This window comes from Pelatocladus sp. BLCC-F211 (assembly GCF_041928655.1).
GTDB lineage: Bacteria > Cyanobacteriota > Cyanobacteriia > Cyanobacteriales > Nostocaceae > Pelatocladus.
On record NZ_JBHFLM010000236.1, the window covers coordinates 36,772 to 47,267 of the forward strand.

Sequence of the window (10,496 nt, forward strand, 5' to 3'; positions counted from 1 at the left end):
TAATACCAATAATTATGAGTTATAAAATTCAAAAAATACAGCGAATCTGGGGGAGGCGCGGAATACTAGGAGTTTTACACTTTTTATATCAAAATGCTGCCTCTCGCATCAAAAATCAAATAGCATATCAACAATGGATAGAAAAAAATACTCTGAGTCAACAAGAAATTCTCACTGCTCATGAGCAAATTGCTCAATGGCAAATCAAACCTAAGTTTTCTATCATTATGCCTGTTTATAATGTAGAGGCAAAATGGTTAACACAAGCAATTGAATCAGTTCGTAATCAAATATATCCTAATTGGGAGCTTTGTATTGCAGATGATGCTTCTCCCCAATCTCATATTCGATCTATATTAACTCATTATAGTAAACTTGATTCACGTATTAAAGTTGTATTTCGTACAGAAAATGGACATATTTCCGCCACAAGTAACTCTGCTTTAGAACTGGCTACAGGAGAGTATATTGTACTGTTAGATCATGATGATGAGTTAGCAACTAACGCTTTATTTGAAAATGCTAAGTTAATTAACCAACATCCAGAAGCAGATTTTATTTATAGTGACGAAGACAAAATAGATATCAAAGGAAAACGTTTTTCTCCTTGCTTCAAACCTGACTGGTCGCCAGAATATTTTTATTCTTGCATGTACACCTGTCATTTAGGTGTTTATCGTACTAGTATCATTCGTGAGATTGGTGGTTTTCGTAGTGAGTATGATGGCTCACAAGATTATGATTTGGTATTAAGATTCATCGAAAAAACCAAAAACATCTTTCATATTCCTAAAATTCTTTATCATTGGCGCAGCATATCTGCTTCTGCTGCTTCTGGCTCACAAGCAAAGCCGTGGGCCTATACTGCTGGTAGAAAAGCTTTAGAATCTATGCTAGAGCGTAGTGTATATCCAGGACGTGTTGAAGAAACACCAAATCCAGGTATTTACAGAGTACGACGCAATATAATCGGAAATCCTTTAGTTAGTATAATTATTCCCAGTGCAGGTACAACTATTAATACTGCTTCTGGTAAATTATGTCTTTTAGAGAATTGCATTCGTAGTGTTCAGCAAGTGAGTACCTATCGCAACTTTGAAATTATTGTGGTAGACGGGTATGACATTCCAGATGCAACTTTAGAAAAAATACTTGCGTTAGATGTGAAATTAGTTCGTTGTGCGGAACATTTTAATTTTTCAATGCGAATTAATCGAGGTGTGGCTGAAGCAAAAGGGCAATTTCTGTTGTTATTAAATGATGATACAGAAGTAATTACTTCTGATTGGCTAGAATCAATGTTAGAACTTGCACAACAAACAGAAATTGGTGCAGTCGGAGCAAAACTTTTATTTCCAAATGGCAGATTACAGCATGTAGGGGTAATGATTATTGAGGGTAATCCCTGTCATGCTTTCTATGGTTTTGATAACGAACAATCTGGTTATTTTTGTTCAAATATTGTGAATAGAAACTACCTAGCTGTGACTGCTGCTTGTTTGATGATGCGACAAGAAATATATCAGCAATTGGGGGGACTAGATGAAAAATTTCCCCTAAATTATAACGATGTAGATTTATGTTTAAAAGCGCATCAAGCTGGATACCGCAATGTAGTTACACCTTATGCTCAACTGATTCATTATGAATCTGCTAGTAGGCAAAAAGGTTTAAAACCAGGTGAATGGAATCAATTAAGTCATAAGTGGAAAGATTATTTTGAGCAATTGGGTACAGATCCTTACTACAATCCAAATCTGTCTTTCAAAGCTCCTAATTTTGAATTATTTTAACTGATACTGTTTCACAAAAACTTGATAAATATTGAATTTAGTTTAGGGACGCATAACTGTACGCCCCTAACCATATATTTGTATGCTTAAAAAAGTGAAATGATATGAGATTAAGGTTGAGGAGGTGCGGGGGGTGCATCTGGGATTTCTGCATCTCGTCCTTGTCTTTGCAGATATTTACTCAGTACATAAGCCATATCACCACGAGTCATGGGTTTTAATGGGTAAATATTTCCTTGGGTATCTATATTAACAAATGCTTCGGCTACGACTGTGGCGATCGCTTTTCTTGCCCAAGAGGGAATAGTGGCTGCGTCAGGATGAGGAGCTAAAATTTCATTAACAGTCTCATCAGGAAACTGAAATACACCATAGGCTTGAGCAAAAATGGCCAAAGCTTCTGCTCTTGTTACTCTTTGATTAGGGAAAAACAAATTACCCCGATAGCCTCTCATAATATCTGTTTTTAAGACAGTTTGAATATCTTTATAGGCCGGATGAGAAGATGGTACATCTGGAACCACAATATTTTCTTTGCTGGCTGCTTGTCGTTTATCTAGTCGAAATGCTTTCACCATAATTGAGGCTAAATCTGCTCGACTGATTATCCTTTCTGGATGAAAGTTATTATCTGGATAGTTAGTCATCCAATTCGCAGCCACTACCATTTGAATTGGATCAGATGATTGTTTGGCTTGTGGTTGAACTTGGGCAGAAACGACAACTGGAAAGGATTGTATTAATGTCACTAAAGTAAGAACACTTAAAAATCGACGCATAAATGTAAATTTAAAAAATCATAGTACTGAAGAATAACATCAACTCTGTTTTACCCCGATCCGGAAATCAACCAAATTTTCTTTGGTATCTTATACCATTTCACGTTAATCACGATACATATAAATTTGTCCCAGACGCGAAATTTCGCGTCTCTACACCGTCTGTATTTGTATCAAGGTTTTCATGAAATGGTATTATGACCAATACTTCTTTAATGGTACAGAGCTAATTCAAAATCCAAAATCGAATGACCAATCTTCTTGGTATGAGCCAAGTCAAAAAAAAGGGTGGATATGTATTTTTTAACACAAAATTCCACCCATGTAACTATAAATTTCCGTAGGTTTCTATCAACAGAAAAATTGATTTAAATCAAGATAACTAAACTTGAGTAGCATCTTCCTGATTAATTTGCTGCTCAAGATTACTGATAGCACCATTTAAACCAGCGAGCTTTGTCTCTAAGTCATCACGCATTGCTTTGAGAAATCTCAGTTTGCGTTCTAAACGATTTTTCCGAGAAACTGGCTCCCCCTCACAGCAAGAGTTATACCAGAAATTAAAAGGAAACATAGCTACCTTTCCAAATAAACCCTACTTAAATTCTGACGAAATTATTTTCAAATTAGGGGAAAGCAGATGGGAGGAAAACCGATCCAATATTAGTCATTTTTCATTTGTCATTCGTCATTCGTCATTGGGCATGAATCAGTTAACAGTTTAATTTGATAACTGATAAGTAGAACGGCGGAAATAATTCAAGGTTTGTAGTGAGGACTGAAGTCCTTACTACGAACTTAATTCCCAATTTTTTACATTCCTTAACATAGTTCGATTTATTCCCACCGACTTACTTAACTGATAACTGATAACTGACAAGTCCCCGATCCCTGATCCCCAATCCCCAATACTTAACTAGCGAACTCCTGCAAACCCAACTCGCTCAATCGCTTTTTGTCCTTGGTCTGTGAGTAAAAGTTGGGCGTAAGCTTCACCAATTTGCTGTGCTTGTACGTCGTTTTGCTTAATAATTACAAACAAGTTAGTTGTAATTGGATAGCTGCCATTTTTGATGGCTTCAGTGTTGATTTGATGACGCTGACGTGGGCATTGTTCAGGTGTTACTAATGATTCACGGTATGGTGAAATTAATTGTGTAGATGTCAGACCCAATGGTAAAGGCTTGACGGTGCATTGAGGAACTACTGCACGAGCCGAGGCGTAATATACACCACCAGGTATTTTACTGACTTGTCTTACTGCTTCTGTGCTTGATGACACATATTTTACATTAGAGCCAAGTGATAGACTCTGCAAGTTTTTGTTACCAGAGAAGATTGCTGTATCTGCTTTTTCTAAACGTTGCGAGAAAGGGGTAATGGGTAAGTCTGGCCCGCCTACCTGTTTCCAATTAGTAATTTTCCCCAAATAAATCTGCTGCAACTGATCAACGGTTAAACCTGGTACTTGCAAAGATGGGTTGACTACTACTGCAATACCATCTGTGCCAACTTGACGTTGTTCAAGGGTCAAGCCTTTTTGTTTAGCTAAAGAATATTCTGAATCTGTGAGGGGACGGGAAGACTGAGCAAAATCTAATTTCCCATCTAGCAACATGCTTATACCAGAACTAGAACTGGGACTGCTATTGTTCGGGTCTTGGTAGCGCAACTGTAATTCTGGGCGATCGCTTTGAATTTGTGAATCGATTAATTGACGGATTGGCGCCCAAGCTGCACTACCACCATAGTTAGCTGCTGCAACTGGAACATTCGCAACACTCTGAAAATTAGATACAAAAGATGAGGTTGGATTGGAATTTTGACTAGAGGTAGCAACTGTGTTCTTGCGAACTAATGTGTATGGTCTTAACAGCCACCAGGCCACTCCACCCAGCACCAAAATTGTCAATATTTTGCCAATTATCAAGCCTCTAAGAAAAAGCCAGATTTCTCCATTAATAGGTATTCTTCTTTGGTTTGTATTATCCATGACGATTGTTTTGTTAGTTTGTTAAAATTACATTTCCGCTATTTAGGCAGAAATGATGAAGCGGTAGATGCAAAAAACTTGAAAATCTTAATGATCAGATTTGGCTGTTTTTAAACTCTGTAAATTTTCTGGAACTGGTTCAAAAAACTGTTTGATAAACCTGAGTGAGTGTGGAGGTTTATTTATATTGAATATACTTGTTTGTAAGAATATATAAAAAATAAATATTATCAATAAACTTGTGCTAATACCAAACCCCATTCCCAGAAGTAAAATATTTTTTTTATAGGTAATAGAAGAATTATTATGAGTGATTTTGTCTTGAATGACACGTAAAGAAGAAAAAGATAAATCCCTAGCAGCAATAAGTGCTTCTAGAGCTTCTAACGCTGATTGATAACGCTTACTAGAGCGATCGCACACCATTTTATCGATCACATTTGCGAGACTGTCGCTTACCCTTAAGCGATCGCGCCAGATAATTTCTCCTGAATTGGGATCTTTTGGTATTTGGTCAGATTTTAATCCTGTCAGAGCTTGAATACCTATCATCCCAACCGCATAAATATCGCTGCACAGTTGTGGTTTACCTTTGATCTGTTCACTAGACATATAGCCAGGAGTACCTACAACAACCGTGACACTACTTTGTCCAAACTCGTTGATTCCCAAACCACCAATTTTTTTAATACTGCCAAAATCAATCAATACAATTTTCCCGTCACTATGTCGTCGCATTAAATTTTGAGGCTTAATATCCCGATGAATAATGTTATTTTGGTGGACAAAAACCACTACTTCTAGAATTTCCCGCAATAGGTTAAAAACCACATCTTCATTTAGACATATACCTGGAGAAATTTCTTGGGTTAGGTCATGACCATCAATAAATTCCTGAACCAGATAAAAATCACCATTTTCATCAAAGTGAGCAAATAAGCGAGGAATTTGGTTGTGATTGTCGCCTAGCTGATATAAAACTTCTGCTTCTTTTGCAAATAAATTTTTAGCAATTGGCACATGAGACGGATTTAGATTCTTAGGCTTAAAATGTTTAACTACACAATAAGGTATCCCTGGCAAATCTAAATCAACAGCCAAGTAAGTATCGCCAGAACCCCCACTCCCTAAAAGTTTAATAATCTTGTAACGATTCCGAAGGGTTATCCCAATTAGAGAGAGAAGATACTGACTCATATTGTGCATTCTGAATGCTAAATTACTAACCAGTAAAATTAGCTAGTATTATTTTTAATATTTTTTTATACGTATCAATTTAGTAACTAGACTAGATGTAGTGACGTCCAAGACGATACTACTTAGTATTCCTCTTTTGAGTCATTAATCTCATGAGAGATGATATTGTTTCTAATTGCAAAATTTATACAAGTAATTATTTTATACATGCTAATTTTTTTTAGATGTATTAAATCATATTAATATAGTACGAAGAAATTTTAAACATTAAGCTTAAGTAAATGTAAAATCAACCTCATAGTAAAATCATAGTTCAATCTTTGCTTGATACTAAGAGGATTATGAAAAAGTTGTGGGTAAATATAATTGATTTGAACGGGGAGCATCCCAATTTTTTCAAAATACCACAAACCAAAGGGTTTAAATCCTTTGCTATTAGCACAAGTCGTCTGAAGACGACTTATATAAATCAAACAGTCTGCTTAAAGCAGACTTTCACTATAAGACTGCGAGTTCAATCGTAGGCGTTTTTTTGAACTTAAACTATTAGCTGCTGAACTTTAGTTCAGAGTGGTTGAGGTCTAGACTGAAATAGCCCTGGTGTGATAATACTCCAAAATTAAGAGGTTTATCGGTTTGTTTGACCTCAATAGTTAAGTTAGGTAATCCCTCTAATTTTTCTAGAGGTGGAAGTTCTTCTTCCAAAAGTGGTACAAAAACTTTTAAACTTGCTGGCAGACATTCAATTTCAACTGGAGTTTTCCCTAAAATTTCACCATCAACAACAACTTTTTGAGGTGGGTCGGTTGTAATTTTAAATTTTTTAGCTCGTAAGTACCCAATATCATTTCTTTCAGCTGGATTACCCGCAGAAGCAGTCTGAAATAAATGAAACGTAGCTGCGATCGCGGCTGTTCTATTAACCGGAGCTACTATAGTTAAATCCAGCAATCCGTCATCTACAATCAGTCCTGCTGGCCCCTGCGCTAAAACAGATGTCGCAGGTGCAGAATTTGCTACTGTTACTGCTGCTGCACTAGTTGAAATTACTTTATCTTCGGTTTCAATTTCGACATCAAATGACTGTAATTCACTTAATTGTTTAAATCCAGCTATGATATAAGCCAAGAAACCAAAACGATTTTTCGATTCCCGATCTGCTTTTTCCACGGTTTCTGCTTCAAAGCCAATACCTGTCAGCAGTACCATTGGATAACCGTTGCAAGTGGCAGTATCTACAATCCGTGTCCCACCCTGCAAAATTGTTTTGCAAGCACCTTCAATTGTGTCTGGTATTCCTAAAGCTGTAGCAAAAGCATTTGCTGTTCCACGAGAAATAATTCCAAACGGAATCTCACTACCCACTACAGCCGCCGCCGCCGCCGAGAGAGTACCATCTCCTCCAGAAGCAATAATGGCATCTACTCCCCTTTCTACTGCTTCGTGGGCTAGTTGATCGGCACAAATTTCTTCAGTTGTAAAGTGGATATCCAGGTCAATTTCTGGCTCTAGCAAAGCTCGAATCTGTGCCAGTTCTTGCTCGGAGTCACCCTGACCTGCAACTGGATTAAAGATGAGGCAGGCTGAACGTTTCATATACTACGATGCATTTAAATATTTAAAGTTATCAAATTATATTGATAGCGCATCTGTAGAATTAAAGCTTCCACCTTACGATAGTATTTTTAATTCTGGCTACAAACAACAAAAGTTGTAAAGATAAGTAAAGCTAAAAAAAGAAACTTAATGGCAATCGCCAGAGTGCAACGCCGAACGTCACCCACTGCGGTAGTCTAGATGAAGTAAATTTATCTCTGCCCTTTGACATAATTGATTTATGACATCAGTGGTTTCCAGTCCGAGCCGTACAATCCGCATTGGTTCTCGTAAAAGCCAACTTGCTCTGATTCAGACTTATTGGGTACAAGAACAACTGCAAAAAAGCTTTCCAGATATTACTTTTGAAGTCCACACTATGGCCACTCATGGCGACAAAATCTTGGATGTCGCATTAGCCAAGATTGGTGATAAAGGACTGTTTACCAAAGAACTCGAACTGGGAATGATCAATCATGAGATTGACTTTGCTGTTCATTCTCTCAAGGATCTGCCGACTCGCTTACCAGAGGGTTTGGTTTTAGCAGCAATTACAGAACGAGAAAATCCCGCCGATGCGCTTGTGGTGCATGAAAAACACAAAGACAAGCAAATTGACACCTTGCCAGAAGGGGCGGTGATTGGTACATCTTCTTTACGACGTTTAGCACAGTTACGGCATAAATTCCCCCATTTCACATTTAAAGATGTGCGTGGCAATTTGAACACACGCATGGCCAAGCTAGATGCAGGTGAATATGATGCTTTGATTTTGGCGGTAGCTGGGTTACAACGTTTGGGAATGGGCGATCGCATTCATCAAGTTATCCCCAAAGAAATTTCCCTACACGCCGTTGGTCAAGGTGCATTGGGTATTGAATGTCGCGCTGAAGATACAGAATTGATATCTTTACTGAAAGCCATTGAACATCCCGAAACACGCGATCGCTGTCTAGCAGAACGCGCTTTCCTACGGGAACTCGAAGGTGGTTGTCAAGTACCCATTGGTGTAAATACTGAAATTAATGGTAATAATTTAACATTAACAGGTATTGTTGCCAGTGTCGATGGTCAAAAAGTGGTCAAAGATACCATTTCTGGCGAAACCAAAGACGCAGAACAGCTAGGTACACAGCTAGCCAAGCAAATGCGGGGACAAGGAGCGCAGGAAATTTTGGATCAAATCTTTGCCGAGATCCAGCGTGGCTCTTAAATTCAGTTAACAGTTATCAGTAAACAGTGAACAGAAAGAGTAACTGATAACTGATAACTGGCCACTGATAACTGTTATTGTGATGGTATTAAGAAAGATTGCAGTTGCTAAACATATCTACCAAAGTTAATTGGTAGTTTAGCAAAGTAAATACTAACACGTAGGCAAGTTCGGGGAAGCAAAAATTACCATGCGGATTCTATTTGTTGCAGCAGAAGCAGCTCCCGTTGCAAAAGTCGGCGGAATGGGTGATGTCGTCGGCGCACTACCTAAAGTCCTGAGAAAAATGGGGCATGATGTGCGAATCTTCCTGCCTTATTACGGCTTCCTGCCAGACAAAATGGAGATTCCTAAAGACCCCATTTGGCATGGATATGCCATGTTCCAGGACTTTACAGTTTACGAAAGTGTTCTACCTGGTACTGATGTGCCACTGTATCTATTTGGACATCCAGCATTTTCGCCTCGCCGTATCTACTCTGGAGAAGATGAACACTGGCGGTTTACTTTGTTTGCCAATGGTGCAGCCGAGTTTTGCTGGAATTATTGGAAGCCGGAGATTGTTCATTGTCACGATTGGCACACAGGCATGATTCCCGTTTGGATGCACCAGTCTCCTGATATCACCAGTGTGTTCACAATTCATAACCTGGCATATCAAGGGCCGTGGCGCTGGTATTTAGAGAAAATTACCTGGTGTCCTTGGTATATGCAAGGACACAACACCATGGCCGCGGCGGTGCAATATGCTGAGAGAGTGACTACTGTTTCCCCGACATATGCTGAACAAATCAAAACAGCTACCTATGGTGAAACTTTAGAAGGTTTAATGTCCTTTATCAGTGGTAAATTATCTGGGATTGTCAATGGGATTGATACCGAAGTTTACGATCCGGCAACTGACAAATATATTGCCCAAAACTTTACCACCGAAACCATCGATAAGCGCAAAGCGAACAAAGTTGCTTTACAAGAAGAAGTCGGTTTAGAAGTTAACTCAAACGCTTTTTTGGTGGGGATGGTAACGCGCCTAGTAGAACAAAAAGGCATTGATTTAGTGTTGAATATACTGGATCGGTTTATGTCTTATACCGATGCCCAGTTTATCGTATTGGGTACAGGCGATCGCTACTACGAAACCCAATTATGGCAAATGGCATCCCGCTTCCCTGGACGCATGAAAACCTATTTACTTTATAATGATGCCCTAGCCCGTCGTATCTATGCAGGTTCCGATGCTTTCTTAATGCCTAGCCGTTTTGAACCCTGCGGTATTAGCCAAATGATGGCTTTGCGCTATGGTTCCATACCCATAGTCCGCCGTACCGGAGGATTAGTCGATACTGTATCCCACCACGTCCCCGCGCATCATAGTGGTACTGGTTATTGTTTTGACCGCTATGAACCATTAGATTTATTCACCTGTATGGTTCGCGCTTGGGAAGGCTTCCAATATAAAGATTACTGGCAAGATTTGCAAAAACGTGGTATGAATCAGGACTTTAGTTGGTATAGCTCCACTAAACAGTATGTGAAACTGTATCGCTCAATGTTAGGCTTGCCTGAAGAAGAAGAACAGCCACAACCAGAAGCAGAACAACCTGATTTGGTTTTGAAATCTTAGAAAATAGGAATTCTACCTCTTTGTGTCTTGGTGTCTTAGTGTTTCAATAATTCTTTTTTCAACACCCTTCGGGTTCGCCACCTTGCCAAGTTCCCTCCGGGACGCTACGCGAACGTGACGGGAACCGCCAAGACGGCAAGTGGACTCACCAAGACACTAGGACACGTAAAGTTTCCGGGAGCTTGGTAGCCCCTCGGCTTTAGCCAGGGGCGGAAAAGCGACATTGCGGCTTGAGCCGCAGTCTCTAATTTGATAGAATTGAGCAATCCCAGTAGGAATAATCATCGGCGTGTTGAAGCCT

Annotated in this window: 8 protein-coding genes; 3 read left to right on the top strand and 5 right to left on the bottom strand. The window is 39.0% G+C overall.

The window, feature by feature from the left end:
• Window positions 1–14 precede the first annotated feature (14 nt).
• A complete protein-coding gene (locus tag ACE1AT_RS28030; protein ID WP_374874396.1) occupies window positions 15–1,793 on the top strand; it encodes a glycosyltransferase in 1,779 nt (592 codons plus the stop codon).
• A 110-nt stretch (window positions 1,794–1,903) separates the two neighbouring features.
• Here the strand turns inward: ACE1AT_RS28030 and ACE1AT_RS28035 are convergent, their stop codons facing one another.
• From ACE1AT_RS28035 to ACE1AT_RS28055, 5 genes are all read right to left on the bottom strand, one after another.
• The gene (locus ACE1AT_RS28035) at window positions 1,904–2,572 is read right to left on the bottom strand and encodes an S-layer homology domain-containing protein (protein WP_374874398.1); all 669 of its coding nucleotides are present in this window, start codon (window positions 2,570–2,572) and stop codon (window positions 1,904–1,906) included.
• Between the two features lie 382 nt (window positions 2,573–2,954).
• The gene (locus ACE1AT_RS28040; RefSeq protein ID WP_374874400.1) at window positions 2,955–3,146 is read right to left on the bottom strand and encodes a hypothetical protein; all 192 of its coding nucleotides are present in this window, start codon (window positions 3,144–3,146) and stop codon (window positions 2,955–2,957) included.
• 342 nt (window positions 3,147–3,488) lie between these two features.
• Window positions 3,489–4,565, bottom strand: a complete 1,077-nt coding sequence (locus ACE1AT_RS28045) for a PstS family phosphate ABC transporter substrate-binding protein (protein ID WP_374874402.1) — start codon at window positions 4,563–4,565, stop codon at window positions 3,489–3,491.
• A gap of 87 nt (window positions 4,566–4,652) precedes the next feature.
• Window positions 4,653–5,762, bottom strand: coding sequence for a protein kinase (locus ACE1AT_RS28050; RefSeq protein WP_374874404.1), 1,110 nt, complete (start codon window positions 5,760–5,762; stop codon window positions 4,653–4,655).
• 546 nt (window positions 5,763–6,308) lie between these two features.
• Complete coding sequence (locus ACE1AT_RS28055; RefSeq protein WP_374874406.1) at window positions 6,309–7,358, bottom strand: YegS/Rv2252/BmrU family lipid kinase; 1,050 nt, start codon at window positions 7,356–7,358, stop codon at window positions 6,309–6,311.
• A gap of 241 nt (window positions 7,359–7,599) precedes the next feature.
• On the opposite strand from ACE1AT_RS28055, the gene hemC reads away from it, so the two are divergent.
• The gene (gene hemC / locus ACE1AT_RS28060) at window positions 7,600–8,571 is read left to right on the top strand and encodes a hydroxymethylbilane synthase (protein WP_374874408.1); all 972 of its coding nucleotides are present in this window, start codon (window positions 7,600–7,602) and stop codon (window positions 8,569–8,571) included.
• Between the two features lie 190 nt (window positions 8,572–8,761).
• Window positions 8,762–10,195: a glycogen synthase GlgA gene (gene glgA / locus ACE1AT_RS28065; protein WP_374874410.1), complete on the top strand. Its 1,434-nt coding sequence runs from the start codon at window positions 8,762–8,764 to the stop codon at window positions 10,193–10,195.
• Window positions 10,196–10,496: the final 301 nt, after the last annotated feature.